Consider the following 26,473-nt stretch of genomic DNA (forward strand, 5'->3'; position numbering starts at 1 on the left):
TTATCGATTATCTGTCTTGTTTTCGTTTAGATTCGCCTTGAAGTACGTCATGAAATCTTGTCCCTGAGCAAAAGCCTTTTCGATCTTGGCGCTTTGCTCTTTTAGAGCTTGACTCGGCTTGGCCCACTGCTCAGGCGGTAGAGATTTTGACCATTCAGCAATGGATTTAGGTAGGGACTTCATGCTGTAGCGGTGGTCCCATTCCGCTACCCAGTACGGAAAGCGCCACAGGGTGATTAGATGGGAAAAGTACCACCAGCCAACTCCAAGCGCGGAGCGGTCGCCTTCGCGGTATTCCTGACTAATGGTTTCACGTTGTTGATCGAATGTGTGTCGACCTTCATATGGCGCCTTTCCAGGGCAAAATTTCGGCCCTTTTTCCATGTAGATACGTATTGCTTCCCACTTGCTTAATGCATGGGTCGGCGTCATAACTTGTTGGTTCACAAAGTGCACTTTATTACGTTTTTGGTCGTCGAATGCCATTCCAAAAGTGTAATTACTCATGACGCCTACCCCTGTAACACCCGTGCTGACGGAAAGCCACGAGACCATTTCTTCCCATGGCTGGATGACCTGCTCGTCGGACCCGTTGGGAAAGAAGCAAACCTCACGTCGTTGTCGATGGAAACGGATTGGACGGCTTCGAGTTTTATTAAAAGTACTGCTGAGAATTACGTAAATCCCCATAGCTGAAAAACCCAATGCCCCCCACATAGCAAATTCCAATCCTGGAAAGAAAAACTCTAAAAAATTATCTGAAAAGCTTCGACCGTAAGGATCCCCAAAAGCTGTTAGGCCAATGATAAGGGGGCCGATTACAACGCATGTGATTATAAAAGCCATGACGAGTCCAATCATGGCTTGTGTTTGAAATGCCTTGTTGAAATTACTGCTTCCAATGTCGAGATAAGATTCATTGATTTCTATGAAGCTCCCATCTAAGTCCATAGGGGTGTCGCCAGTAGGGACGGGGAGTGGAGCCAGAAATACGGCCTCGCCCGTCGCAAACTTACGCACTTCTCCGGCTGTCGGTCTTTGAAGTTTTATATTGATTTCGTCGATTGTGTCATTGTCAGGTGCTGGCATCAGATTAACCGGATATTTGAGATTGGGTGGATGTATTTAAATAGTCATGAGTTATGAGCGCCCAAGGGGAATTTTCGTTACGAGTCCGCAAAATCGATGTTGGGGGTATTTCCTTATCATTGCCGGCGTTCAATGTCAGTGTCTCGAATTTTTTCTCTCGTATAACATCCGAGCTTGGAAGTGGTCGATAGCGAAGCTTAATAGCAAGACCGCTCTGGGCATTTGCTTCATGCTGAAATATTTCCAAACCTAACTCTAGTGGTGCATCTTGGTCGCTGATGAGGTTTAGCTGATATAGCATTGGCTCAGTCCAGGCTTCCCAGTCGTTTCGCTGGAGATTATTCATCCAGTAGGCAGAAATTCCAAGACCTGCTGCATCTAACTCTCGAGCCGTCATGCTTGGAATGCTAAGCACAGCCATCGATTGATTATTGATTTTTCGTAATGTGACTTTGGGGGCGCCAGTAATGTCCGCTAAGAGCAGGCGCTCCTCATCTAAGCTGTTATTGTTGCTTTTTTTTCCCCAAGCACCTTTTTGTAGCCAGTTATCTAATTCAGTTTTGTTGTTGCGGTTATAGATCCACTCTCCGCCCAACTGCAAACCTGTCAGCACTAAACCGATTAAGTTTGCCCTTGCTGCGATACTCAATACTCTTGCTCCTGCAGTTGCCCAAGCCACTGCTCTAGCTTCATTAAGTACAGTAGTTGCTTTAAATAGACTTTTTCCTGTCTGAATCGTTGCCCAGCCGTTTACCACGACTTGTCCAGAATCACCAGCCAAAGTCATGCTTGCGCCTGCCAGCTTAGCACTATCGCCAGTTCTCAATGCTTCAGTCCACCTTGCAATCGACCCTTTTTCTCCTGATAGGCTAAATACAGCTGCCGCAGCGCTAAATCCATAGCCTCCAAGCCCAAGGGAACCAGTCAGCTTGCCAAGGCGCGCGGCGTACTTAATTTTTCCTGCAACGCTAGTGTAATTGTTTACCGCGACCGAAAGGCTGGTGCTTGCTATACCCTGAAGCGCTGCAAATCCTCCCCCAACGGTGGAAAATAGAGCATTAAAGAATGATATGACGTCTGATCTATCCCTGGTTTCTTTTCTTCTTACTTCTCCGAGAACTACAATAAAATTGATCGCCTGCATAACAAAGGCCGCAGAAGCGAACAAGTCACCGCCAGCGGATTTGTAGACATCTGCGCTCAGGCCTTTGTATTGCTTTCTCAGTCGGCTATCTTCAGCCATTCGGTGAAACTCAGTTACTTGTGAACTATTTAGACCGGCTATTTTTATTCCGGTCTTTCCTGGTGTTTCTCCAATCGGACTCATAGCTTGCGCTACTTTTGACTCCAATGGTGCTACTGACTGTTGTATCGCTTTTCGTTGAGAAACTAGCGAGCGATGACTGCCTTTGGGAGCTCTCCCTTTTCGTTCGCTTGCTAAAGTTTGTTTGATTTTGTTTTTTAGAGTTGACATCTCTTGGCGAAGCTCCGAGAGCTTTTCCATGTCGGCTTCGAAGCGTCGAATTTGATCGGCGGAAGCAAAGGACAGTGTGATTCCGCCTTGATTAAATGCTCGGAATATATCAATCCAAGCAGCGCCAGGAATCCGTCGAAGGAATTTAGCGGGGTCAATGGTGCGTCCGTTACCAAGGCCCTGCATGGCCTCTTCCATTGCATCTGCAAGTTTCAATTGCTTCGCTGGGTCATAGGCGGTGTTACGGAGTTGATCAAAGGTAATGCCGTCAGAACCCAGATTCATAGTTGCAGCGAGTTTGCTGCTTACTAATTTTTTGTATTCTTCTATGGTTTTTTGTGCTGCTTTAAAGTCTTTGTTTGCTTTCCAGCCATCGCGTGCATATTTGAAAAGTGATGCTAGTTTGGCTTGGAAGTCTTTTCGATCAGATAGGCTAAGTGTGAAGAAAGTAGGAACAGTAAAGCCAGGCTCTTTTTCTATTAGGTCTGCAATTGCTTTGGTTGCTTTGTCGGTTCGACAAATATCTTTCATGCATGCATATTCAGCAATCAAGGAGTTTTCCAATTGGTTGCTGAAGTTTGGATCAAAATACCAGGCAGAACGATAGAATCGACCTTCGCAAACTAGCTTGATTCGATCGTCGGTGATCAGGTCGAGACGATTATTCCAACGATTGAGTTGAACCCTTTGCTGTTTAAGGAATGCTTCCATTGCAGGGCGGTCAATCAGGTCATTGATGCCTTGTTGTCCCATCTTGGCGCCATTAAGTGCATCATCAGCATTATCTTCGATTGATTCAATAAGATCCTCGTAACGAGGATACAGGGGGCCAAGATTTGTGCGCATCCGCATTTTTGCAGTGGCGATAGCACTTTTATGAGTACCTACACCAGACCATTGAGTTTGGTTTTTTACATTCACGTAGTCGACGATGTTTTGTCGCTGCTCAGGGCTTGTCTCGTCATTAAGCTTTGCGAAGCGAGGATCTGCTTTTGCGGCATTGGAGAGATTTGCGCCCGTAACGGTGTACAACGATTCAATGTAGCAACCAAACACATACTTCTTTTGATTGGCTTCAGCGTCACTCCAGTCACTAATCCAGCCAGTGACCAAATCCTGATGCTCAGCGAGATCGCGCAGCACGCCCAAGTCATCCTGTATGACCAAGTACAGATGGTCACGCTCATTTTCTGCCTTGACTTGCTTTTTGAGCGCGCCCAGCTGAGTTTTCTTGAAGTGCGACGCTTGCTCCCAGAGATAGTCTTTGCTCTCCTCAGGCTTGGCACCCGTAACCGCCGGTTCCTTACTCGGCTGCTCCGCAACCTCCGCAATCCACTTTTCCGCCTGACTCGGCGTCAACAGATTAGCCGCGCCTTTCTCCGGATCAGCCTTGGTCAGGTCCACTGCCTGCATGAAGTATTCACGCTCGGACTTGTGCTTGATGACCTGCGCGCATTTGGCGGCAGTCCATTGCACTTCGGAGTAGTTGACGTAGAGCTTGCTCAGACGGGGGAAGACCAATACGGCTTCGCCCACGTTGCTTTCGCGTTTGTTGGCGGTGATTTCGCCTTTTTCCCACAGCAGTTGGGTCACGATGCCGTTCTGGATGCGGTATTCGTGCATGACGGCTTGAGGTTTCTTGTCGACGATGATGTAGAGCCATCCGTCGCGGATCAAGCGAATGCCCAGTGGACGTGAAGTGGTTTTGTACGGCATGGCCAGCGCGCTGGACGGGTCGAGTCGTTCGACCAGTCCGTAGCGCAGAGGGATGAGCTGGATCTTGGCCTTCATCAGGGAGCAGCCGCCCATGGCGCACTTGCCGTCGTCCTGGCTTTTTGCAACGTTGTTCGGGCTTTTGCCGGCCGATGTTGGCGTGGTCATCCTTGGCTCCTGTGCAGGGTTTCAGCCCGTTCCTGGGCAATATCAGCGACCCGTTCGAGTCGCTGAGCGGGCGTTTGTTCCGACGGGGTCTTGAGTATTGCATCCAGGTCCGGATGCTCCGCCAGCGCTCGCTCGCCGAGGAACCCGTGAATGTTGGCGTAAAGAGTGATGTCGAGTTCGGTGTTGAAGCCGCGATCGTACGAGGTCGATGCCAATGCGTGCAGGTGTTCCCAGCGCTGCAACGGCATCGATTGTGCCTGATAGGACGGAAAGTATTCGTGCATGTGTTGGTCGAGGCGCAGGACGATGCTGCGGAAATTCACTTCGTCCAGTTGGCTGAGTTGCTCGTCGCTCAAGCGGTAGCGTTTGCTGTGGTTGGGCTCGGGGGCCTTGCCCGGTCGCTGGTTGATGTGCCAGCAGCCCAGCGCCGCGTCGGCGGCGACGATCTGCGAGCAAGGTCCGAACAGGGTAGGGTCCTTGATACTCTCGGCGTGGCTGAGCAATGCGTGGGCCACGGCAGGGTCGGCGATGCGCAGCAGGACTTCTTCACCCTGTGGGTGCATGACGCTGGTCAGCCAGCGGAAGTGCTCGACCATTTGCGCCCAGGGTTGATCGCTGAACACCAGGTAGCCCCACTCCTGGCGGGGTTCAGCCAGGAACTTCGCGAGGATGGGATTGTTCTGGGTTTTTATCTGGACAAGGCACGGCGAAACGTCACCCAACTCGGCCCACTGCGTGCCGAGGTAGAGTGGCTCGAACACCGGATCGTCCGACCATTGATAAAGGTGCTGGGGCAGTTTTTCGACGCTGACACCATCCAGCAGCAAGCCGACGGTGCCATTCCACGGCAGGCCTTGAGGTAATCCGTTCTCCAGCGGCCAGTCGGACTTAAGCATTTTGCGCCTCCAGTTTGGCCTTCTCGCAGATCGCGCAGATCGGCTTTTTCTGCATCAACGCTTGTCGCTGTGCCGGCACCAACAATTGTCCTGCCTTGTCCGCATCCGCCTGCTTCAACGGCCCCGGCAACAACGGCGCCGCCCCCGTTCCGCTGCCCGGCCCTCCACCGGAGTTCATGTTGATCACCGGCCCGCTCAGGGTCACGCCACCCGCATCGATCTTGATGAAGCTGCCGCCACCAATGAGTGTCAATTCGCTCCCGGCCTCAAGCACCACTTTCATGCCGCTGCTCAAGTGGATTTCCTGGCCCGCATCGATGAATTGCCCAGTGCCGATCTTGATGTGCTGGTTCACGCCCACGGTCAGGTGGTCGTTGGCGCGGGCCTCGACTTTGCGGTCTTCATAAACGGTGTGGTGTTCTTCAGCCTTGAATTCGCTGTAGCTGTTTTTCTCGACGGTGTCGTGGCGTTCGTTGCCGACGCGGATCTTCTGGTCGTGTTCGACGTTTTCGTCCCAGTCGCGCTGGGCGTGCAGAAAGATCTGCTCCTGGCCTTTCTTGTCTTCGATGCGCAGTTCGTTGAAGCCTGCGCCACCCGGCGAGCTGAGGGTTTTGAAGGTGGTGCGGGTCTTGTTCGCCGGCAGGGCGTACGGGACGACGTTTTCCTTGTGGTACAGGCAGCCGCTGATCAGCGGCTGGTCGGGGTCGCCTTCGAGGAAGGTGACGAGCACTTCCATGCCGATTCGCGGGATGGCGATGCCGCCGTAGTGCGCGCCGGCCCAGGCGGAGGAGACGCGCAGCCAGCAGCTGGTCTTGTCGTCGGCCTGACCTTCGCGGTCCCAGTGGAATTGCACTTTGACGCGGCCGTACTGGTCGCAGTGGATTTCTTCACCTTTGGGGCCGGTGACCACGGCGCTCTGGCTGCCGAGGATGCGCGGTTTTTTCTGCGTCAGCGGCGGGCGATTCGGCACGTCCCACGGCGTGGCCTGGAAGCGGTTGCGATAACCCTGGTGGAAATCGTCTTTCAGGTTAGTGGTGCTGCTGGTGACCGACTCTTCCAGGACTTGCGGCTGTTTGCCTTCGTGCAGGACTTCGGTCAGCAGCCACAGGTCGTTCCATTTGGCTTTCGGGTGTTGGGTCAGGGCCAGGAAGTGGCCGCTGACCAGCAACGGCTGATCGCTTTTGCCTTCGGCCAGCTGGAAGTCGCTGCGATGACGTTCGAGGGCGCGTTTGGCCAGGTGCTTGCCGCGTTCGCGGTCGATCAAGCGGCCGGGATAGTCATAGTCTTCGAGGTCGGGCAGGGCGCCGCCGCGGTTTTCACTTTCGAGGGTGATGCGCGGTTTTTCGAAGTCGTAGTCGCGACGGGTGATGCGGCTGGTGCGGGTTTCCAGGCGCAGGTCGAAGCGCTTGATCACCGGGTCGCTGGCGACCATGCCGGAGTCTTGCTGATAGGCCACGGGCGCGAGTTTCGGGAACACCGTCTGGTCATCGCCGAACACCAGTTTGTGGGCCGTGGCGCTGTGCTGGAAGTGGTAGTGGATACCTTCTTCCTCGCACAGGCGCTGGACGAATTGCAGGTCCGATTCATCGTACTGGACGCAGTAGATGCGCTCGGGATAAATCGCCCCGACCTTGAATTCGTAGGCATTGCTCTGGATGCCGTGTTCTTCGAGGACCAGGCCGATGATTTTCGGCACCGTGAGGTTCTGGAAGATGCGCTGGTTGATGCGATGCGCCAGGTAGGACAGTTGCGGGCGCAGGGTCACCGCGTAGCGGGTCAGGCGTTTGCCGGAATCACCCTGGGCGGCGCGATAGATCTGGCCATGAATGCCGCTGCCGTCGGGCGAGAGCTGCAAAAAGGCGGGTTTGTGCAGCAGGCTTTCGAGGTCCAGGGACGGTTTTTCGCTGACCAGTTCCACCTCAAACACAAACGGCTGGCTGATGGCTTCCCGACCTTGCAGGGAAAGCACCTGGAAGTCGTTGGAAAGACCTTCGATGGTCAGGGCAAAGTGAGTCTGATTGGCCGGCGCGAACATCCCTTGTTCCTCGTGCAGTGCTGCGGCGTTCTCCGGCACCCGTGCAGGGAGCTTGCGGACGCGAAAATTCTGGAAGGGCGTAAACAACATCGACCAGCAGAGCTGGCCGATGCTTTAGACGGTCGACCTGGATCAGGCCACCGGCAGACGCCAGTCATCGGAACCCGAAGTACCGGATACTTCGTGGGTCCAGGTGATTTTGCGGTAGGTGAATTGCACTTCTTCCAGGTGCGTGAAGTGCGAGTTCGACGGATCCTGGCAGTTGTGCATTTTGTTGTTGATGGCGACGATGATCGCGTCTTCCAGTTTGGTGGTGTAATAGTGCTCTTGGGTACCTTGAGCCGAGGTGCGGTACCACTGGATAACGATTTCGCTCATGCGCTCGCCGGAGGTCAAAGCGGCCTGCAGCAGTGGCGAAGACTTGTCGTATACCTTGGTGATCACGACTGGCTTGTGTACGCGCTGACCGGTCGGTTGGCCGGATTGCGGGTCACGCGGGATGATCACGTCGTGGCTGAAAGCCTGAACCATGACCTGGTCTTCGTGACCTTCCTGGTAGGTGTTGCCAACCGAGTCGGCGGTGAATGCGCCGGCAGTGATCAGACCTTGTTTTTCGCCAGTGACGGACATGTACGCTGGTGTTGCCATGGATGCTCTCCTTGCTGAATAAGTGAGGGTGCCCGGGAGGCGATATCGCCCGGTGGGTGCATGACTGTTATCAAGGTCCGTGCCAGAAACGCTGAAAGCCCTATAAATCAGGGCTTCGCAGTGAATTTTTGGTCGCTGGAAAGCTGGCCGGCAACGTTCACCGCAGAATGTGCGCAAGAACTTGCGCAGCACTGCGCAACTTCTTGCGCACTGGGCTGGAAGGCCTGACAAGCCGGGCGTTCAGCGCTGAAGCAGCGTGTTTTGCCGTATCGATTGCGCAACTTCTTGCGCATCAAGGCGGTTGGCCATCACGCAGAGCGCCGGTGTGAAAAGTGCAACGAACAGCGCTGCCTGGTGGTCAAACCCAGCGCCGAGGTGATTGAACATTCCCCGAATTCAAGGAGCGCGACATGAAAATCCTGATGGTTTTGACGTCCCACGATCAATTGGGTGATACGGGTAAGAAAACCGGCTTCTGGCTGGAAGAATTCGCCGCACCGTATTTCGCTTTCAAAGACGCCGGCGCTCAGCTGACGCTGGTGTCGCCCAAGGGCGGGCAACCCCCATTGGACCCGAAGAGCGACGAGCCGGACGCGCAAACCGCGGCCACTGATCGCTTCCGCAAAGACTCTGCGGCCCAGTCGGCATTGGCGTCGACCGCGCTGCTGAGCAGTGTCAGGGCTGACGATTACGATGCTGTTTTCTATCCGGGTGGCCATGGTCCGTTGTGGGATCTGGCCGAAGACAAGAACTCGATCGCGTTGATCGAGGCGTTGTACAAGGCAGGCAAACCGGTGGCGGCGGTCTGTCATGCTCCGGGCGTGTTGCGCCACGTCAAGGGGGCGGACGGTCAGCCGCTGGTCAAGGGCAAGCGGGTGACGGGTTTCACCAACTCCGAGGAGGAAGCGGTGCAACTGACGAACGTGGTGCCGTTTCTGGTGGAGGACATGCTCAAGGAGAAGGGCGGGATTTATTCCAAGGGTGAGGACTGGGCGAGTTATGTGGTGACTGACGGGCTGCTGCTGACCGGTCAGAATCCGGCGTCGTCCGAGGCCACGGCTGAAGCGCTGTTGGCGCAGTTGAAATAACTAAAAACCTGTAGGAGCCAGGCTTGCCGGCGAAGGCGCGTTTGAAATCGCCTTCGCCGGCAAGCCGTGCTCCTACAGTTCAACGTACGGTCAAGGTTGCAAAACATTCCTCAATCGAACGCCGCTGCGTCTCGGCATACAACCCCAACTCATCAATGGTCGAGCGCCCGAGGGCCTTCTCGAACGCCTGTTGATTCGAATGCTCGCCATAGTGGGTTTGCGCCGCATCCCCCAGGTTCGACTGAAAAATCCCCGCCGCACTGACCGGCAGGAAATCTTCGTAAACCAGTGGCTCAACCCGCAAATAACCGCCGCTGAGCAGGTCTTCCAGCGACGAAGACTTAAGCGCTTCCGCCCCTTGACCTTTTTCCGTAACGAAATAGCGAAAGTACGCCAGTTCCTGCTGACGCATTCCCTCAACGGTGTCAGGAAATTCGCTGAAGTGCTGCGTCATCAGCGCGTTATAGCGTGCGGCGTTGGCTTCGTTGGGGAAGTCTTTGAGTTCGTCACGGGCAGCATTGAGCAATCGGTCGTACAGCGCCCGACCTTTGGGGGTGAGCGCGGCGCCGCGCTGCTCGATCTCGCCGAACCGGGCGCTGTGGCTACCGTGACTTTCGGCTTGATCGGTGAAAGCAACAGGTTCGTCCAGCGCCTTGAAACTGGTCTGGCGCAGCAGGATCGGGCACTGACGGCGGGGCGGACCTTCGATCACTGCTTTGGGGGTGATGCCGTGGGCCGGCATTTGCGCCTGCACAATGTCGATGTCCAGCGTGCGCGGCGTCAGGTGGTTGATGTGCGGGCCCTTGAACGCCACGACATCGGCGATCAGACGATGCTGGGCGCTGAGTTTCTGGTACTGCTCGGCAGTGACCGTGGCGCTGTGGTGCCAGCGGAAGGTTTCCAGCGCTTGCTCGACGAAGTCCTTGGCCTCGGACTCGGTGAGGCCACCTTCGGTTTCAGCACGTTCAATGAGGTCCAATGCTTTTGGCGTGAAGATCGAACGCTTATCCAATACTGACTGGGCAAAGGCACGCAGCTCAGGGTCTTCGATCAGTTCCAGACGCAGCAGCGAGGTGAACACCCGAAACGGGCTGACCTGCAACGCGGCCTCATGCACCGCGCGGAACGCCGTCGAATGCACCGGGACGCCGGCCGGGGTCAAATCGTAATAGCCAACGGGTTGCATGCCCATCACCGCGAACAGCCGGGCGAGGGTGGCGAGTTCATCGGCAGTGCCGACGCGGATAGCGCCGTGACGTTCCAGGTCCAGACGCTGGATTTCGCCTGTGCTGTTCAACTGCCGGGCGATCTGCGGTTCGCTGTCCAGTACATGGCGGTTGGTCTGTTCCACGAGTTCCATCAGCGCGCCGTACAGCGGCACTTCTTCGCGGTACATGTCGGACATCGCTTTGGAGAAGCGTTGGCGGATCAGGTCAGGGCTGACAAAGCTTGGGTGGCTCATGAAAAAATTCCAGGCGCGGTGACGAGAGGGATGGGAGAAAAGATCGCAGCCTTCCGCGGCGCCGACAAACGAAGAATCTTACGGACTTCATTCTGCAAAGGACTGCTGAAGCGGCAGCCCTCCGCTATACATGGAGTTGAGTGCGCTGGGATGCCAAAAACTCGCGATACAACCGCGCCGTGCCTGCCGGTGCCTCGACCATCGGCATATGGCCGACACCTTCCCAGATCTCCACCCGCAGGTCTTCGATGCCTTTGCTCCAGATCGCCACGCTGCTGACGTCGATCAAGCGGTCCTTGCGCCCCCACAGCAACAGCGCCGGGCACTTGATGTCGGGCAGCTTCGGCTCCATTGGCGGGCTGGCACGGAAGTCCCTGAAGATTTCTTCCAGCTCATCCCGGGACTGTTCATAACGCTGGGCGATGGCGTCCAGCACCACGCCGGGCACCCATGGCGGCTCGGCCATGGTCATGGCGTAGAAGCGCCGGAATTCTTCCCGGGAGTTGATCAGGAACGGGTTGTGGCCCTTGGCCAAGTGGCGTTCCAGGTCACTGATTTCGGGCGCGGTGACACCGGCCGGGTCGATCAGGGCAACCGAGGCGATGCGGTCCGGGTAAGTCGCCGCGAGCCACGCCGCCATGTAGCCGCCCATCGAGTTGCCGATCACATGCACCTTCTCGACGCCGCAGACATCGAGCAACTGGATCATCCGCTTCGCCTGCAAAGGAATGTCGTACCCGCCACCGGCCTTGAAGCCGGTTTCGCCATGCCCGGCGATGTCGGGGATGATCACCCGGTAAGTGCCGACAAAATGCCGGGCGAAGCGCAGCCAGAGGTTCTTGTCGGCACTGTAGCCGTGAAGCATCAGCACGCTGCTTGACGCTTCGTACGGCCCGCCTTGCCAGGTCGAAACGGTCATTTCGGCAATCGGTACGACGATCTTGTGCAGCCGATACAGCTTGGCTTCGGCCGCCATGTTCAGGTCATAGAGCCAGTGACCGATGGCCGGGTAGCTCAACCAGCTCCAGGCCACGAAAACCGCGATTGCGACAACCAACAAAAGCATCAGGCGTCTCCCTTCTCTCTGATCAGGACAAGATGTGATCGGCGGGTTTCAGCGTCCGGGTCAATCGGTGGTAGCTGAAACTGAACCCGGGAAACATGGCAATCACATGACCACTCTTGCTTTGATACCAACTGTGGCAGCCTCCGGATTTCCACACCGTGCGTTCCATTTCCCGGTGGATCATTTCAGTGTAGGTACGTTCTGCCTCGGGGCGAACTTCGATGCTGCGCAAACCTTGTTCTTTCAGCGTGCGAATGCAATCGAGAATGTAATTCATCTGGGATTCGATGATAAACAGCGCCGAAGTGTGGCCGATGCCGGTATTGGGCCCGGTGACGATAAACAGGTTGGGGAAGTCCGGCAGGCTGGTACCGAGATAGGCGCGAGGGTAGGTGGCCCAGAAATCCCTGAGTTGCTTGCCGTTTTTTCCTGTTACCGGGTAGGAAATCACCCCGTCGGTGGCGTCGTAACCGGTGGACCAGACGATCAGGTCCAGGTCGATGTGTTGCCCGTCCTGGGTGACGATGCCGGTTTCGTCTATGGACGCAATGCCCTGTTCGCGGCTGTGCAACGTAACGTTGGGCCGACCGAGTGCCGGGTACAGGGTGCTCGAGATGATGACGCGTTTGCAGCCGATGGTGTAGTCCGGTGTCAGTTTGCGCCTGAGTTCAGGGTCGGGGACCTGGCGTTTGAGGAAACGCAGGGCGTGTTGCTGGACCATGCGGATCGCCGGTTTCGAGTATTTGAAGGCAATCACCCGCGTTTCGAATTGCCAATAGATCATCCAGCGCAGCAGTTTGTAGGCCGGTTTGAGGCCGAGCAACCAGCGCTGGAAGGGGCCGAAGGCGCGATCGGCCCGTGGCAGCACCCAGTGCGGCGTGCGCTGGAACACATGCAAATGCTCGACGTCCGGCGCAATGGCCGGAATCACCTGGGCCGCGCTGGCGCCACTGCCGACGATGGCGACGCGTTTTTGCCGATAGTCGTAGGCATGATCCCAATTGTTGGTGTGAAAAGTCTTGCCCCGAAAGCGCTCCCGGCCCTCGAAATGCGGGATGACGGGTTGGCTCAGCGGTCCCGTGGCATTGATCAGGAACCGGGCGTAGAACGTGCCTTTGTTCGCGGTGTGCACTGCCCAGCATTTCGTGTCGTCGTCCCATTCGATGCCTTCGACGTTGGCTTCCAGTTCCACACGGTCGCGCAGGCCGAATTGATCCACCACGTGCTGCGTGTAGCGGTGCAGTTCGGCCTGTTCGGCGAACATTTGTGTCCAGCGGTAAGGGGCGAAGGACAGCGAATAAAGCGGCGAGGGCACATCGACGGCTGCACCGGGGTACGTGTTCTGGCACCAGGTGCCGCCGAAAAAGTCCCGCCGTTCCAGCAGTCGAAAATCATCGATGCCGGCCTTGAGCAAATTGATCGCCGCGCACTGCCCGCCAAAACCGCTGCCGATGATCAACACTTGAAAAGTCTGCATGGGTCTCCTTTTTTATCGTTGTGTATTGAACCCTCTCTTCATGTATAGCCAAACATTCTACGCCCGCCTCACGGCAATACCGGGGTATTCAGGTTGCGAACCGGTGATGGCTATTTGACGTTACCCTGTTAGACTTCCACCACACCTGAAACCCCGGTGTCAGCAGGTTCCGTGCAGTGGTGCAGAGGCTCCAATGGAAAAAACGGGCGGAAAAGGACTTTCACTGGCCAGGAGGCTCTATGCAACGCGAACCCTGGGTTTAGCCTCGGGACTGGTGTGTGTTGCCGCCGCGATGTACCCACTTGACCCGGCGCCGTGGGTCTGGGCACTGATGCTCTTCAACGGTATCTTCTGGCCGCACGTCGCTTACCAATGGGCGCGTCGGGCGAAGGTTCCCTACCACGCCGAACATCGTAATCTGCTGGTCGATGCCTTTCTCGGTGGCGTCTGGGTCGCCGCCATGCAATTCAATCCGCTGCCCAGCGCAACCACCATCGCCATGATGGCAATGAACAACGTGGCCATTGGCGGCCTGCGCTTCCTGCTGGTGGGTGCGGTTGCGCAGGTGTTGGGAATCGGTGTCGGATTTCTGGTGTTTGCGCCGGCCTTCGTACCGCAAACCAGCCCGTTGCAGATGTATGCCTGCCTGCCGCTGTTGACCCTGTATCCGCTGGCGCTGGGCTGGATCTGCTTCCGACAGGCCACCACGCTGGGCCGGCACAAGCGTGAATTGTTGGCCCTGAGCCGCACCGACAGCCTCACCGGCCTGCTCAATCACGGCGCCTGGAAAGATCAGCTGGAAGTCGAATTCCAGCGCTGCAAACGCCAGCCTCAGGGCGGGGCGATTGCGCTGATCGACATCGACCATTTCAAAACCATCAACGACACCTACGGCCATGTCGCCGGGGACATCGTGTTGCGTCAACTGAGCAAGATGCTCAAACAGAACCTGCGGGCGGCCGATGTGGCGGGTCGCTACGGTGGCGACGAGTTCTGCGTCATCCTCCCGGACCTTGCGCTCGATCATGCTGCGGCTGCCATGGATGCGCTTCGTGATCGCTTCGCCACCCTCGGTTACGAGCAGAGCCCTGCGCTGAAAGTCAGCCTGAGCATTGGTCTCGCCGCCTTCAACCCGGCCCACAATGACGCGATGCTGTGGCTCAACGACGCCGATCAGGCGCTCTATGAGGCCAAGACCACTGGCCGAAATCGCGTGATTTGTTGCGGGGACGGCAAGCCCCGTCATGAACTGCTCGACTCGGTCTGAAGGCCTGCACAAATCCCACAAGGGATCTTCGGTGAATCGGGGTTGTAGGTGTCGCATCCGGTCTAGAGCCTTGCGCGATAGTCAGGTAGGGTGTTTTTGACTCCCGACACGAAACAAGGACCGATTCATGACGCTCAATCTCCCTCGCTCCCTGCTGGCCACCAGCCTCGGCCTCACGCTCGCCCTCGGCACCTTCGCCCCCACGGCATTCGCCGAACCCCACAAGCAAGTCCTCGCCGATTCCGAACAGTACAAGGGTGAAGCCCTGAAACTGCTGGAGCGGCTGGTGAACATCGATTCCGGCTCCGGTTATGAACCGGGCCTGACCCAGGTCAGCGACATCGCCATCGATGAACTGAAAAAACTCGGCGCCACCATCGAACTCGTGCCGAACACGCCGGACAACAGCAACCACGTGATCGCGACGCTGAAGGGTACTGGCAAGGCGAAAATCCTGTTGATGGCGCACATGGACACTGTGTTCAAGGAAGGTTCTGCCGCCGAACGCCCGTTTCATATCAAGGACGGTCGCGCCTACGGGCCGGGTGTGATGGATGACAAGGGCGGCATCGTCGCCGGTATCTACGCGCTGAAAGTCCTGAAGAACCTCGACTTCAAGGACTATGCGCAAATCACCTTTCTGCTCGACGCCAGCGAGGAAACCGGCTCGGACATCGCCACCGACCTGATCAAGAAAACCGCCAAGGCCCATGACGTCACCCTTAACCTCGAACCGGGTCGCCCGGCGGATGGCCTAGTGGTATGGCGCAAGGGCAGCGCGACCGCCGTCGTCGAAGTCAAAGGCAAGGCGGCCCATGCGGGTGTCGCTCCTGAGCTGGGTCGTAACGCCGCCATGGAAGCCGCGCACCAGATTTTGCAGCTCGGCAAACTGGGCGATGAAGCAAAGAAAACCACCATCAACTTCACTGTGCTCAAGGCCGGCGACCGCACCAACGTGATTCCCGATCAAGCCACGGCCAAGGCTGACGTGCGGGCGGCGGTGCCGGAAGAGTTCGACCGGATCGAGAAGGATCTGGCGCGGGTTTCCAAAGACAAGCTGATACCCGACACCGAAGTCACCACCACACTGCAGCGCGGCTTGCCGCCGATGCCACAAACGGCCGAATCGGATCGGCTGATGGCGATGGCGCAGGGAATCTATGGCGAAATCGGGCGCAAGTTGACGGAAGAGGGCAGTGGCGGCGCGGCGGATGCGAGCCTGTCAGCAGGCGTGGGTACGCCGACGCTGGATGGGTTCGGGATTGTGGGCGGCAATATTCATACGCCGGAGGAATACGCGGAGGTTGAGAGTGTGGCACCGCGGATTTATCTGTTGTCGCGGATGATCATGGAGTTGGCCAAGAAATAAGTCGTCAGTTCTGGCGCCATCGCCGGCAGACGCTGGCGCCAGAACAGACGCACGCTTTTACTCTTTAACGCTCATGAATTCTTCCGCCCAACGAATGTATTCCTCAGGCTGCGTGTAGGTATGCGTCAGTTCCGTCGCGCTCAGATCCGACGCCTGAGTGAAGATCTGCCGCTGTTCCCGCAGGCTGTCGTAAGTCGCTTTGATCGCCGCAAAGTAAGCGCCATGCCCGTCGATGGTGACCCGCACGCCCAGTTCGGCCAGGCGATTGTCGTCGCGCAGCAGCGGGTTGCCATAGGTGACCAGCATCAGCGGCACGGTCAGGTGTTCGGCAATCTGTTCGAGGTGGTCGAAGTCACGCACACCCACCATGCAAATCCCGTCCGCACCGGCTTTCTGGTACTGCTGGGTACGGCTGATGACTTCCTGCACTGGCAGGATCCCGGCATTGGTGCGAGCAACGATTGCCATTTCCGTATCAACCCGTGCTTCCAGCGCGGCGCGGATCTTGCCGACACCTTCGGCGACGCAGATCAGGTCGGTGGACTTGCGGCCGAATTGCGCGGGCAACAGCGTGTCTTCGATGGTCAGGGCAGCCACGCCGGCGCGTTCGAGCTCGACGATGGTGCGCATGACGTTCAATGCGTTGCCGTAGCCGTGATCGGCGTCGGCGATGACCGGCAATTGCGCAACGCGACCGATTCGGGTGGCCTGCTCGGCGAACTCGCTGAGCGAGATCAGGGCGAAGTCGGGGGCGCCCAGTACCTGCAACGAGGCAACCGAACCACCCAAAATCCCCACTTCAAAACCCAGGTCCGCCGCGATGCGTGCAGACATCGGGTCGAAGACCGATGCCGTGTGATAGCACGTGTTGGAAGCGAACAGTTCACGGAAGTTACGGCGCAAATCCTGATGAGAAAGCCTGGACATATGAGTTCCACCAATACAAAGGAATGGAAGGGCTTGAGCAAGAGTGTCAACGCCGAAGATACAAAAGGCTATCACGCAACAGGGGGGAGAATGATGACGAATTTGCTGGACGGCCGTGATCGAAGCCCATCCTGTAGGGTGGGAGGCAGGTTTTTCAGGCTGCCACAGCCTGTTGCTGTTGATTGAGCAGCGGCACTGCGCGTACGGAGTTGCCGGGTTGCAGTTGCAGGCGTTTGGCGGTGAGCCGGTCGACGATCAGGCTGTTGCCCACTCGCCTGGCCGGGGCGGCGGTGATGCGGCAGCTTTCCAGTCGGCGGTTGTGGATCAGCCAGACCGGAGCCTGCTCGTCCGGGGTGCCGATGGTCAGCACCAGCGCCTGGCTGTCGCGTACGGTGCGGATTTTCGACAGCGGTGCCTCGATGACCGGGCCGGCGTCGAAGATGTCGATGTAGCCTTTGTGGGTGAAACCTTCGGCCGTGAGGATTTTCATCGCCGGCTCGGTGTTGGGGTGAGCCTTGCCGATCACGGCCTGGGCCTGTTCGGTGAGCAGGCAGGTGTATAGCGGTTGACGTGGCATCAGTTCGGCGATGAACGCTTTGCTGCCCAGCCCCGACAAGTGATCAGCATGGCTGAAGTCCATCTTGAAAAAGTGCCGGCCCAGGCTGTCCCAGAACGGTGAGCAGCCTTGCTCATCGGCGCTGCCACGCAGTTCGGCGATGAGCTTCTCGCCGAACAGGTGGGAAAATTCGGCCGCAAACAACAAGCGTCCCAACGACAGCAGTCGGCCATTGCTGCCCTGGCGTTGATCGGGTCGCAGGAACAATGAGCAGATCTCCGATTGCCCGGTCATTTCATTGTTCAGAAACAACGTTGGAATCTGCCGCTGGATACCCAGGTCCGGTGACGAACTGACCGTCAGGCCGACCCGATAGTTGTACCAGGGCTCGCGCAGCCCGACGGCCCCCGTCAGGGCACTGACCCCCACCACTTGCTGGTCGTCGTCTTCGAGCACGAACAGGTAGTCGGCGTCGGCCCGCTCGACCTGTTCGGCGAAGGTCCGTTGTGCCCAGCGCAACCGGTGGGCCAGGCGATCCTCGTTGGCGGGCAGGGTGGTAAACCCCGGACCGGCCTGCCGCACCAGTGCCAGCAGGGCGGGCAGGTCGGTGACGTGAACCGGACGGACAATCATGATGCAGCTCCTTCTACGGGGCGACGCAGTCGTTGGGCTCGGGCCCGGATGATGCTCACAGGGCGATCAACCGGATCGGGCTGCCTTCGCTTACGTTCAAGGCCGTGCACATCTCGGTGCTCAAGGGCACGGGATGTCCGGCGGTGTAGTCCAGGTCGGCGACGATGGCGCGATAGTCCTTCAGCGAATCGTTGCTCACCAGGTAGCGACCGCGAGCATCGATGACGTCGCCCAGTGTTGCCGTGCCGGTCTGGCTTTGCGCAATGGAACGGATACTGGCGAGGCGCGCGTACAAGGTCGGGCCGCCGTCGAACAGGTCTACGTAACTGTTGGTCTCGAATCCCTCGCGTTCAAGGATATCGAAGGCTTCCTGGCCATCGGGGTGGATTCGGCCGATGCAGTCCTGCGCTGCCTGGGGCAGCATCGGCACGTAAATCGGGTAGTGCGGCATCAGTTCGGCCAGGAACGTCCGGCTCTCCAGCCCGCAAAGGCGCTCGGCCTCGGCGTAGGGCAAGTCGAAGAAGTGTTTGCCCAGCGCGTCCCAGAATGGCGACCCTCCTTCATCGTCGCTGTAGCCGACGATCTCGGTGATGACCGCTTCGGCAAAGCGCTGCGCATGAGCGGCAATAAACATCAGTCGCGCCCGTGACAGCAGTTCGGAGGACGGTGTGCGCACCAGCGCCGCATCGATGTGAAAACCACGCAGCAAGGTATGGCCGCTGAGGTCATGACACAACGACAGCGCCGGCACGCCATGCTCGATGTTCAGTTCTCGCGAGGCGCTGGTGAAATGGCGGTTGCGCAGGCTGTAGAACGGTTCGTCGAAACCGGCCGTGGCGAGGATCTCCGAGCAGCCTGCCAGGCGTTGGTTCGTCAGGTCCTCCAGCACGAAGAAGTAGTTTTCCGGGCCATGACCCTCGACGTCTTTGGCGAATGAGGCGCAGGAGTCGAGAATCCGCTCGCGCAAGCGTTCGGTATCGTCCGGCAAGGACGTGACGCCGACCAGGCTTTCGCGCGCCAGTCGCTGCAACTGGGGCAGGTCGGTTAACTCCACTGGGCGTAAGACCAGCATGGATGCACTCCTGTATCAAAGGGTTCGGCGATTGGCACGAACCTGACTATCACTGTCGGTTTCCACGCGTTTAATCGGCGGTCGCTTGATGGTTTGCCAGCGCCGCTCTTTTTCTAGTCAGCCGTTATTCGGGACAGCACTGTTTCGGTGTCCCATGTAGTGAGAGACCGGTCGGGGTTTTGGCAACGGAGGCGGTGGTTCATGGTGCTGGGAGAGGGCATCCGGGCTCCTGCTGGATGGGGGGTATTGTTTACATTTAATAATCCGTTACAGCAGTATTTATTTAACCCGCGCCCCATGTCTAGTGAATTTTTGCGCGTTCCTGTCCAGCCCCAAAATGGGGCGAAATGCCCGTAGGTTGGGGGCTACACGGATGTCGATCAGCGCTGTAGGCCCTCGCTGACAGTGATGTCAGAGATAGCTGCTTTTTAAGAAGGATCGGCGTAATGAAACGCCCTCGATCGCATTTCTTACGGCACAATTGCGCCTGAATGGTGGCTTGATGCCGTTTTCTTTTCCTTCAGCCGAGTGATCTTTCGTGCAGGCAACCCGTTTGACCCTGATGTGCCACGCTCGAACCGTCGCACAGAAATTGGCGCGCTTTCCTACGGATGAGCCTGTTGAGATGGATTGGCAATCGGCACAGGGCTCCCTTCGTTCCCGGTTCAAGGGGAAGCCTCGCCTGTTCAGTGGTCCGGAACGTCGGGCACGGCAAACCGCCGGGTTGTTCGGCAGTGATGTGGAGATTGTCGAGGCGCTGAGGGATTGCGATTTTGGACGCTGGAACGGCGCGCAGATCGATGATCTGCAGAAATCCGAACCGCAGACGCTGCAGGCCTGGCTCGATGACCCGCACTCGGCGCCTCACGGTGGCGAGTCTGTGGCACAACTCGGTGAGCGGGTGGCTGCATGGCTCAAGACACTGGAAGCAACGCCGGGGCACATCGTTGCCATCACCCATCCATTTGTCATTCGTGCGGCGTTGACCCAGGTGTTGCAAAGCCCGTCGTTCAATTTAATCGACGTCGAACCGCTGTCAGCCATCGAGTTGCGGTTCAACGGTTGCTGGCGCTTGCGTTTGTCGGGCACTGGCGTTGAAGGAGCCTGTTAATGAAAAAACTGATGGTCATCGGCATCGGTGCCGGCAACCCCGACTACATCACGATGCAGGCCGTAAAGGCGCTGAACCTGGTTGATGTGTTTTTCCTGATGGACAAAGGCCAGAGCAAGGACAAGCTGATCGACCTGCGTCGCGAGATTTGCGAACGCTACATCAGCGACCCCGATTACCGCTTCGTTGAAGCGCACAGCCCGGAGCGTGAGCGCGGTGATGTGGACTACAAGGCCAGTGTGGATGATCTGAACCTTGCCAAGCAGCTGACCTTCGAGCGGCTGATCAATGAGGAAATGTCCGACGGTCAGTGCGGCGGTTTCCTCGTGTGGGGCGATCCGGCGTTGTATGACAGCACCATTCGAATCCTGCAGGCGATTCTGGCGTCAGGCCGATGTGTCTTCGAGTTTGACGTGATACCCGGCATCACCAGCGTTCAGGCGTTGGCGGCGCAGCACAAGGTGCCGCTGAACCGGATCGGTCGATCCATCGAAATCACTACCGGCAGGCGGTTGGCGGCCGGGCAGGTGAGTGAAGCCGACAGCCTGGTGGTGATGCTCGACGCGGAAGATTCCTACCATCAGGTGACGGATCAGGAGACAGAGATTTACTGGGGTGCCTACTTGGGGACGCCGGATGAGATCCTCATCAGCGGCAAGCTCAAGGACGTGGCGGATGAGATCGAGCGGGTGCGCAAGGCGGCGCGGTTGGCCAATGGGTGGATTATGGATACGTATCTTTTGCGTAAGCCTTGAAGCCGCCTTCGCGGGCAAGCCTCGCTCCTATAAGTCACCACCATACCTGTGGGAGCGAGGCTTGCCCGCGAAGAGGCCCTCAACCACACCTCAAATCCCCGCTTTGACCCCCCGCCCAAACCGCTCCCGATACACCGACGGCGGCACGCCGACCACGTTGCGAAACGCCACCCGGAAACTTTCCACCGAGCGATAACCGCAGTGTTCAGCAATCCTGTCGGTGTTCTGCCCGGTGCTTTCCAGCAACTCCCGAGCCCGCGCCAGGCGTTCATGTTGCAACCACGCTTTGGGCGGCATGCCTGTGGCTTCCGTAAACCGACGCAGAAAAGTCCGTTCACTCATGGCCGCTTCGCTGGCCAGGTCGCGAACTTCCAGTGGTTCATGCAAGCGCTCCCGAGCCCACTGCATCACGCGTGAAAGATCGCTGCGCGGCGTAGGACTGACCGGTGTCGGAATGAACTGCGCCTGGCCGCCGGTGCGTTGCGGTGACATCACCAGCCGCCGCGCCACGGAATTGGCCACTTGCGTGCCGAAATCCCGCGCCACCAGGTGCAGGCAGGCATCGATACCGGCCGCGCTGCCCGCCGAGGTAATCAATTGGCCCGAGTCGACATAAAGCACGTCCGGGTCCACCAGAATGTTCGGGAATCGCTCGGCCAGTTCCGCGGTGTAGCGCCAATGCGTGGTAGCCCCGTGACCGTCGAGCAAACCGGTCGCCGCCAGCACAAACACGCCCGAGCAGATCGACAGCAACCGCGCGCCTCGTGCGTGGGCCTGGCGCAGGGCCGCGATCAACGCTTCGGGCACCGGGGCGCTGCGATCACGCCAGCCGGGAATGATGATGGTCCGGGCGTCTCGGAGCAGTTCCATGCCGCCATCGGCCAGCACCTGAATCCCGCCCATGGCGCGCATCGGGCCCTGATCGACGGCGGCGATCCGGTGCTCGTACCAGGGGAAATCGAACTCCGGCCGTGCCAGGCCGAAGATCTCCACGGCGATGCCGAACTCGAATGTGCAGAGGCCGTCGTAGGCCAGAATCGCGACCAATCCAGGGGTGGGCTGCATTTGGCGGAAAGTTCCCGGTGAGTGTCTTGTGCGCCACTTTAGCCGCTGGCGACTGGGGAATAAAGTCTTCTCACACCCACCGAGACTCTGGAGTACGCCCCATGACCAGCCTGGTCCGCCATGTTCCCGCCGCACCATCGGCCATTGCCCTGATGCATTTCAGCAACCGTCTGACTTTTGAAACCGACTGTTCCGACGTCTACAACAGCCAACAGGCGGGGGACGTGGATTTTGTCCTGGTGGACGTGCGCGGTCCGCAGGCGTTCGAGCGCGGACATGTGCCGGGCGCAATCAATTTGCCGGGGCGACTGCTGACCGCCGAAGGGTTGGCGGGTTATGGGAAATCCACGCTGTTCGTGGTGTATTGCGCCGGGCCACACTGCAATGGTGCCAACAAGGCCGCGGTGAAACTGGCGGCGCTGGGTTACCCGGTCAAGGAAATGATTGGCGGGGTGACCGGGTGGCTGGATGAAGGGCTTGAATTGAGCACGCAGGTGCAACAGCCTGCCGCGACCATCATCGGTTGTGAATGCTGAGCTTCAGACCGCGTTGATCAAATATGGCGAGGGAGCTTGCTCCCGCTGGGTCGCGAAGCGGCCCCAAAACCTGCTACTGCATTGTGTCAGGAAGAGCACATTCTCACTTTTTCGACTGCTTCGCAGCCGAGCGGGAGCAAGCTCCCTCGCCACAAAGGCACCTGCCATAAAGGTGCCTGCCACAAAAGCACCTTCCACAGAGTCAGCGGCCGCTTGATACCGCCCACCACTGATCCAGCGTCGCCTGCAACCATTCAAAAACGGCTGCATGGGCGGCGCTGTCCGGTTCACCCCGTGGCAGCGGCGACTCATCGGCAAAGTGCGCATTGAGCGTCGCCACCGATGCTGCGTTCCACTCCGGATGAAACTGCAAACCCACCCGCGCAGGGCCTATGCAATACATCTGCTGCTCGCATTGATCGCTGCTGGCCAGCAACTGCGCGCCGGGTGGCAGCTCTATCGCGTCTTCGTGCCACTCCAGCACGTTCAGCTTCTGGCCATCGGCAAACGTCACTGAGGTCCAGCCCGTTTCGGTCCGATCCATCCGCCGCACATTTCCGCCCAGCCCCAGCGCCAATAACTGTGCTCCCAGACAAATCGCAAACACCGGCGCGCCTCGATCCAGGCAGCCCGCCAGCCACAGCCGTTCTGCCTCCAGCCACGCCGGTCCGGCGTTGGACTCATAAGGCCCGCCCAACAAAATAACCGGTTGCGCGCTCACGGGTGGTAACTGGCCAAGGTCGGCGCGAAAGACGTTCAACGGCAATCCACGCGACTCGGCCCACTCGGCAATCGCGCCCGGACCTTCGGCAGGGTGGTGCTGGATCAGGTTCAACCCGCGCATTTCATTGTTCATTCAGCTCGCCTTTTTTATAAGTATTTGTCGCATATGCACAATTTGCACGCCTGCAGCCGCTCTAGACTGCCCGCCACTTCGGTCTTCTCCAATAAAAAAGCTCTGACCGAAAGCTACCAATCGAACGCTGCCAATAAAAGCCTCCGCACACAGGAGTTATAAATGAAGAAGCTAGTGATGTTCGGTGCCCTGGCACTGTCGATGTTGTCCCTGACCGCTGTGGCCGATGACGCCAAGCCGATCCGCATTGGTATCGAAGCCGGTTACCCGCCATTCTCGATGAAGACGCCTGACGGCAAGCTCACCGGTTTCGACGTCGATATCGGCGACGCGCTGTGCGAGCAGATGAAAGCGAAGTGTGTCTGGGTCGAGCAAGAGTTCGACGGCCTGATCCCGGCCCTGAAGGTCAAGAAAATCGACGCGATCCTGTCGTCCATGACCATCACCGACGACCGCAAGAAAAACGTCGATTTCACCATCAAGTATTACCACACCCCGGCGCGCTTCGTGATGAAGGAAGGCTCCGACGTGAAAGACCCGCTGACCGAACTCAAGGGCAAGAAAGTCGGTGTACTGCGCGCCAGTACCCACGACCGCTTCGCCACTGAAGTGCTGCAACCGGCGGGCATTATCCTGGTGCGTTACGGCTCGCAGCAGGAAGCCAACCTGGACATGGTCTCCGGCCGCCTCGACGCGATGCTGGCGGACTCGGTCAACCTCGACGACGGTTTCCTGAAAACCGACGCTGGTAAAGGCTTCGCGTTTGTCGGCCCTACCTACGAAGACGCCAAGTACTTCGGCGGCGGCGCCGGTATTGCGGTGCGCAAGGGTGATAAAGAGCTGGCGGACAAATTCAACACCGCCATCACTGAAATCCGCGCCAACGGCAAGTACAAGCAAGTGCAGGACAAGTACTTCGCTTTTGACGTTTACGGCGAGTAATCGAGCCGTATAAAAAAGTGGCAACCAGTGATGCGGTTGCCACTTTTTTTATGCTTTCTTTCTATTGAAACGAGAACCCTGTGGGAGCGAGCTTGCTCGCGATAGCGTCGTGTCAGACGACATCAATGCTGAGGTCGGTCCGCTATCGCGAGCAAGCTCGCTCCCACAGGGTTTCTCAGTGTTCTGAAATTCAGGAGTTCCCATGCAACGCATCGACCATCCACTGCCCTGGAGCCACCTGGGCACCGAACGCACCCTCAGCGTGTTTCGCTATGGCGCGGGCACACGCAAGGTTTACATCCAGGCCAGCCTGCACGCGGATGAACTGCCCGGGATGCGCACGGCCTGGGAACTGAAGAAACGCCTGACGGAACTCGAAACCCAGGGCCAGTTGCAAGGCGTGATCGAACTGGTGCCGGTGGCCAATCCCATCGGTCTGGACCAGCACCTGCAAGGCAGCCACATGGGCCGTTTCGAACTCGGCAGTGGCAAGAATTTCAACCGCTCGTTCGTCGAACTGAGCGCGCCAGTGGGCGAGTTGATCGGCGATCAGTTGGGTACCGACGCACACGCCAACATCGCGCTGATCCGTCAGACCATGGGCCAGGTGCTCGACGATTTACCTGTGCCAAAGTCGCAACTGGAAGCCATGCACCGCTTGCTGCTGCGCCACGCCTGCGACGCCGACATTACCCTCGACCTGCATTGCGATTTCGAGGCGGCCATTCATATTTACGCCTTGCCGCAACACTGGCCGCAGTGGCAGCCACTGGCGGCGCGCTTGAAGGCGGGTGTCGCGTTGCTGTGTGAAGATTCCGGCGGCAGTTCATTCGATGAGTCCTGTTCTTCGCCATGGTTGCGACTCGCCAGGGCGTTCCCCGAGGCGGCGATTCCACCGGCCAACCTGGCGACAACCCTGGAATTGGGCAGCATGGGCGATACCCGCGTCGATCAGGCCCAGGCCAATTGCGAGGCCATTCTCGGGTTCCTCGCCGAGCAGGGTTTCATCAAAGGCACCTGGCCAGCGGCACCGAGCGAATGTTGTGAGGGCATGCCGTTTGAAGGCACGGAATATCTGTTTGCGCCGCATCATGGTGTGGTCAGTTTTCTGCGCGAGGCCGGTGAGTGGGTGGAGCAGGGTGATGCGTTGTTTGAAGTGGTTGATCCGTTGAACGATCGGGTCACCACCGTGCGCGCCGGGACCAGCGGGGTGTTGTTTGCGATTGATCGTGGGCGCTATACGCAACCCGGTACATGGCAGGCGAAAGTGGCGGGGCGCGCGCCGATTCGGGTCGGGAAGCTGATTAACGACTGACCGGGGAGTCTTCGGTGCCTTGTCGGGCCTCTTCGCCAGCAAGCTGTGCTCCTACGGAATTGGCGGTGCCTTGTCGGGCCTCATCGCCAGCAAGCTGTGCTCCTACGGAATTGGCGGTGCCCTGTAGGAGCACAGCTTGCTGGCGAAGGCGGCAGTCGGCTCGCCGAAAATCCCCCGGCCGGCTTCACAGTGTTAGGCTCTGCCCCGAATCCTGCGCTTTGTGAAGGAAGGTTTATGTTGAAGGTTTTCGCTCTGCTGACACTCCTGGCGTCCGCCGCCGTCCACGCTCAAACCCCGCTGCACACCGATCTGCCGCTCAAATACCTGGAGCAGGCCAACCCCGAATCCGTCAATCAGCCTCTGGTCATTTTCCTCCATGGCTACGGCAGTAACGAACAGGACCTGTTCGGCATCAAGGATGAGCTGCCGACTCGCTACAACTACCTGTCGGTGCGTGCACCGATGGTGATGGAAGAGGGCAGTTATCAATGGTTTCGCAAAAAAGGTGAAGGTGCCTACAACGGCGAGACGGATGATCTGAAGGCCAGCGGCCAGGTGTTGCTGGATTTCGTCGCACAGGCTGCGAAGAAATATCACACAGAACCGAACAAGGTTTTCCTGGTGGGCTTCAGCCAGGGCGCGATCATGTCCTACGAAGTTGCACTGCGTCACCCCGAGGTCGTGGGTGGGATCGCAGCGTTGAGCGGGCGGATTTTGCCGGTGCTCAAGTCCGAACTCAAACCCGATGAAAAACGCCAGAAACTGGCGATTTTCATCGGGCATGGCACGGCGGATAAACGCCTTCCCTTCAACGATGGCACCGAGGCGGACAGCCTGTTGCAGAGCCTGTCACTCAAGCCTGAGTTTCATGCCTACCCAGGCGTCGGTCACAGCATCAGTGCCACCGAGATGCAGGACTTGAGCGCCTGGTTGCAGGGGCTCAACCCCTGAGC

23 protein-coding genes are annotated in these 26,473 nt (G+C 58.2%); 9 read left to right on the top strand and 14 right to left on the bottom strand.

What is annotated here, in order from left to right:
- The 6 genes from KJF94_RS07800 to KJF94_RS07825 form a co-directional block, all read right to left on the bottom strand.
- Nucleotides 1–1,089 (bottom strand): DUF6708 domain-containing protein, encoded by a 1,089-nt coding sequence (locus KJF94_RS07800; RefSeq protein WP_348772793.1) that lies wholly within the window; start codon nucleotides 1,087–1,089, stop codon nucleotides 1–3.
- A gap of 4 nt (nucleotides 1,090–1,093) precedes the next feature.
- Nucleotides 1,094–4,444 (bottom strand): toxin VasX, encoded by a 3,351-nt coding sequence (locus KJF94_RS07805; RefSeq protein WP_214382384.1) that lies wholly within the window; start codon nucleotides 4,442–4,444, stop codon nucleotides 1,094–1,096.
- Entirely contained in the window at nucleotides 4,441–5,340 is a 900-nt protein-coding gene (locus tag KJF94_RS07810; protein WP_214382386.1) for a DUF4123 domain-containing protein, read from the bottom strand. Before KJF94_RS07810 ends, KJF94_RS07805 begins: the two co-directional genes overlap by 4 nt.
- Complete coding sequence (locus KJF94_RS07815) at nucleotides 5,333–7,375, bottom strand: type VI secretion system Vgr family protein (protein ID WP_214382387.1); 2,043 nt, start codon at nucleotides 7,373–7,375, stop codon at nucleotides 5,333–5,335. Before KJF94_RS07815 ends, KJF94_RS07810 begins: the two co-directional genes overlap by 8 nt.
- 132 nt (nucleotides 7,376–7,507) lie before the next feature.
- Complete coding sequence (locus KJF94_RS07820) at nucleotides 7,508–8,023, bottom strand: Hcp family type VI secretion system effector (RefSeq protein WP_007948242.1); 516 nt, start codon at nucleotides 8,021–8,023, stop codon at nucleotides 7,508–7,510.
- Nucleotides 8,024–8,263: 240 nt separating this feature from the next.
- Nucleotides 8,264–8,410 carry a hypothetical protein gene (locus tag KJF94_RS07825; RefSeq protein WP_214382388.1) on the bottom strand — a complete coding sequence of 49 codons (147 nt, stop codon included), beginning with the start codon at nucleotides 8,408–8,410 and terminating at the stop codon, nucleotides 8,264–8,266.
- A gap of 23 nt (nucleotides 8,411–8,433) precedes the next feature.
- On the opposite strand from KJF94_RS07825, the gene KJF94_RS07830 reads away from it, so the two are divergent.
- Complete coding sequence (locus tag KJF94_RS07830; RefSeq protein WP_214382390.1) at nucleotides 8,434–9,111, top strand: type 1 glutamine amidotransferase domain-containing protein; 678 nt, start codon at nucleotides 8,434–8,436, stop codon at nucleotides 9,109–9,111.
- A 79-nt stretch (nucleotides 9,112–9,190) separates the two neighbouring features.
- Here the strand turns inward: KJF94_RS07830 and hglS are convergent, their stop codons facing one another.
- The 3 genes from hglS to KJF94_RS07845 all read right to left on the bottom strand — a co-directional run bounded on the left by hglS (nucleotide 9,191) and on the right by KJF94_RS07845 (nucleotide 13,116).
- A complete protein-coding gene (hglS, locus tag KJF94_RS07835) occupies nucleotides 9,191–10,573 on the bottom strand; it encodes a 2-oxoadipate dioxygenase/decarboxylase HglS (protein ID WP_214382391.1) in 1,383 nt (460 codons plus the stop codon).
- 124 nt (nucleotides 10,574–10,697) lie between these two features.
- The gene (locus KJF94_RS07840; protein ID WP_214382393.1) at nucleotides 10,698–11,639 is read right to left on the bottom strand and encodes an alpha/beta fold hydrolase; all 942 of its coding nucleotides are present in this window, start codon (nucleotides 11,637–11,639) and stop codon (nucleotides 10,698–10,700) included.
- Nucleotides 11,640–11,661: 22 nt separating this feature from the next.
- Entirely contained in the window at nucleotides 11,662–13,116 is a 1,455-nt protein-coding gene (locus KJF94_RS07845; protein ID WP_214382395.1) for a flavin-containing monooxygenase, read from the bottom strand.
- Nucleotides 13,117–13,309: 193 nt separating this feature from the next.
- Here KJF94_RS07845 and KJF94_RS07850 point away from each other — a divergent pair, with 193 nt between their 5' ends.
- Together KJF94_RS07850 and KJF94_RS07855 are read left to right on the top strand one after the other, a co-directional pair.
- A complete protein-coding gene (locus tag KJF94_RS07850; RefSeq protein WP_214382397.1) occupies nucleotides 13,310–14,383 on the top strand; it encodes a diguanylate cyclase in 1,074 nt (357 codons plus the stop codon).
- A gap of 127 nt (nucleotides 14,384–14,510) precedes the next feature.
- Nucleotides 14,511–15,752 carry a M20/M25/M40 family metallo-hydrolase gene (locus tag KJF94_RS07855; protein WP_214382399.1) on the top strand — a complete coding sequence of 414 codons (1,242 nt, stop codon included), beginning with the start codon at nucleotides 14,511–14,513 and terminating at the stop codon, nucleotides 15,750–15,752.
- A 57-nt stretch (nucleotides 15,753–15,809) separates the two neighbouring features.
- Here KJF94_RS07855 and KJF94_RS07860 read toward each other — a convergent pair whose 3' ends face one another.
- From KJF94_RS07860 to KJF94_RS07870, 3 genes are all read right to left on the bottom strand, one after another.
- Nucleotides 15,810–16,679: an isocitrate lyase/PEP mutase family protein gene (locus tag KJF94_RS07860; RefSeq protein ID WP_214382400.1), complete on the bottom strand. Its 870-nt coding sequence runs from the start codon at nucleotides 16,677–16,679 to the stop codon at nucleotides 15,810–15,812.
- A 154-nt stretch (nucleotides 16,680–16,833) separates the two neighbouring features.
- A complete protein-coding gene (gene astA, locus KJF94_RS07865) occupies nucleotides 16,834–17,868 on the bottom strand; it encodes an arginine N-succinyltransferase (RefSeq protein ID WP_214382401.1) in 1,035 nt (344 codons plus the stop codon).
- A 55-nt stretch (nucleotides 17,869–17,923) separates the two neighbouring features.
- Nucleotides 17,924–18,940 carry an arginine N-succinyltransferase gene (locus KJF94_RS07870; protein ID WP_214382402.1) on the bottom strand — a complete coding sequence of 339 codons (1,017 nt, stop codon included), beginning with the start codon at nucleotides 18,938–18,940 and terminating at the stop codon, nucleotides 17,924–17,926.
- 538 nt (nucleotides 18,941–19,478) lie between these two features.
- Here KJF94_RS07870 and KJF94_RS07875 point away from each other — a divergent pair.
- Together KJF94_RS07875 and cobF are read left to right on the top strand one after the other, a co-directional pair.
- The gene (locus KJF94_RS07875) at nucleotides 19,479–20,051 is read left to right on the top strand and encodes a histidine phosphatase family protein (RefSeq protein WP_214382403.1); all 573 of its coding nucleotides are present in this window, start codon (nucleotides 19,479–19,481) and stop codon (nucleotides 20,049–20,051) included.
- Nucleotides 20,051–20,806 carry a precorrin-6A synthase (deacetylating) gene (gene cobF, locus KJF94_RS07880; protein ID WP_214382404.1) on the top strand — a complete coding sequence of 252 codons (756 nt, stop codon included), beginning with the start codon at nucleotides 20,051–20,053 and terminating at the stop codon, nucleotides 20,804–20,806. Before KJF94_RS07875 ends, cobF begins: the two co-directional genes overlap by 1 nt.
- Nucleotides 20,807–20,896: 90 nt before the next feature.
- Here the strand turns inward: cobF and ftrA are convergent, their stop codons facing one another.
- Nucleotides 20,897–21,871: a transcriptional regulator FtrA gene (gene ftrA / locus KJF94_RS07885; RefSeq protein WP_214382405.1), complete on the bottom strand. Its 975-nt coding sequence runs from the start codon at nucleotides 21,869–21,871 to the stop codon at nucleotides 20,897–20,899.
- Between the two features lie 101 nt (nucleotides 21,872–21,972).
- Between ftrA and KJF94_RS07890 the strand changes: the two genes are divergently transcribed.
- Nucleotides 21,973–22,407 (top strand): rhodanese-like domain-containing protein, encoded by a 435-nt coding sequence (locus KJF94_RS07890; protein ID WP_214382406.1) that lies wholly within the window; start codon nucleotides 21,973–21,975, stop codon nucleotides 22,405–22,407.
- 202 nt (nucleotides 22,408–22,609) lie between these two features.
- Here KJF94_RS07890 and KJF94_RS07895 read toward each other — a convergent pair whose 3' ends face one another.
- Nucleotides 22,610–23,251 (bottom strand): type 1 glutamine amidotransferase, encoded by a 642-nt coding sequence (locus KJF94_RS07895; protein WP_214384785.1) that lies wholly within the window; start codon nucleotides 23,249–23,251, stop codon nucleotides 22,610–22,612.
- 174 nt (nucleotides 23,252–23,425) lie between these two features.
- Here KJF94_RS07895 and KJF94_RS07900 point away from each other — a divergent pair, with 174 nt between their 5' ends.
- From KJF94_RS07900 to KJF94_RS07910, 3 genes are all read left to right on the top strand, one after another.
- Nucleotides 23,426–24,205 (top strand): ABC transporter substrate-binding protein, encoded by a 780-nt coding sequence (locus tag KJF94_RS07900; protein WP_214382408.1) that lies wholly within the window; start codon nucleotides 23,426–23,428, stop codon nucleotides 24,203–24,205.
- Between the two features lie 202 nt (nucleotides 24,206–24,407).
- Entirely contained in the window at nucleotides 24,408–25,520 is a 1,113-nt protein-coding gene (locus tag KJF94_RS07905; RefSeq protein ID WP_214382410.1) for a M14 family metallopeptidase, read from the top strand.
- A 234-nt stretch (nucleotides 25,521–25,754) separates the two neighbouring features.
- Entirely contained in the window at nucleotides 25,755–26,471 is a 717-nt protein-coding gene (locus KJF94_RS07910) for an alpha/beta hydrolase (RefSeq protein WP_214382412.1), read from the top strand.
- Nucleotides 26,472–26,473 lie beyond the last annotated feature (2 nt).

Source organism: Pseudomonas hormoni (assembly GCF_018502625.1).
GTDB classification, from domain to species: domain Bacteria; phylum Pseudomonadota; class Gammaproteobacteria; order Pseudomonadales; family Pseudomonadaceae; genus Aquipseudomonas; species Aquipseudomonas hormoni.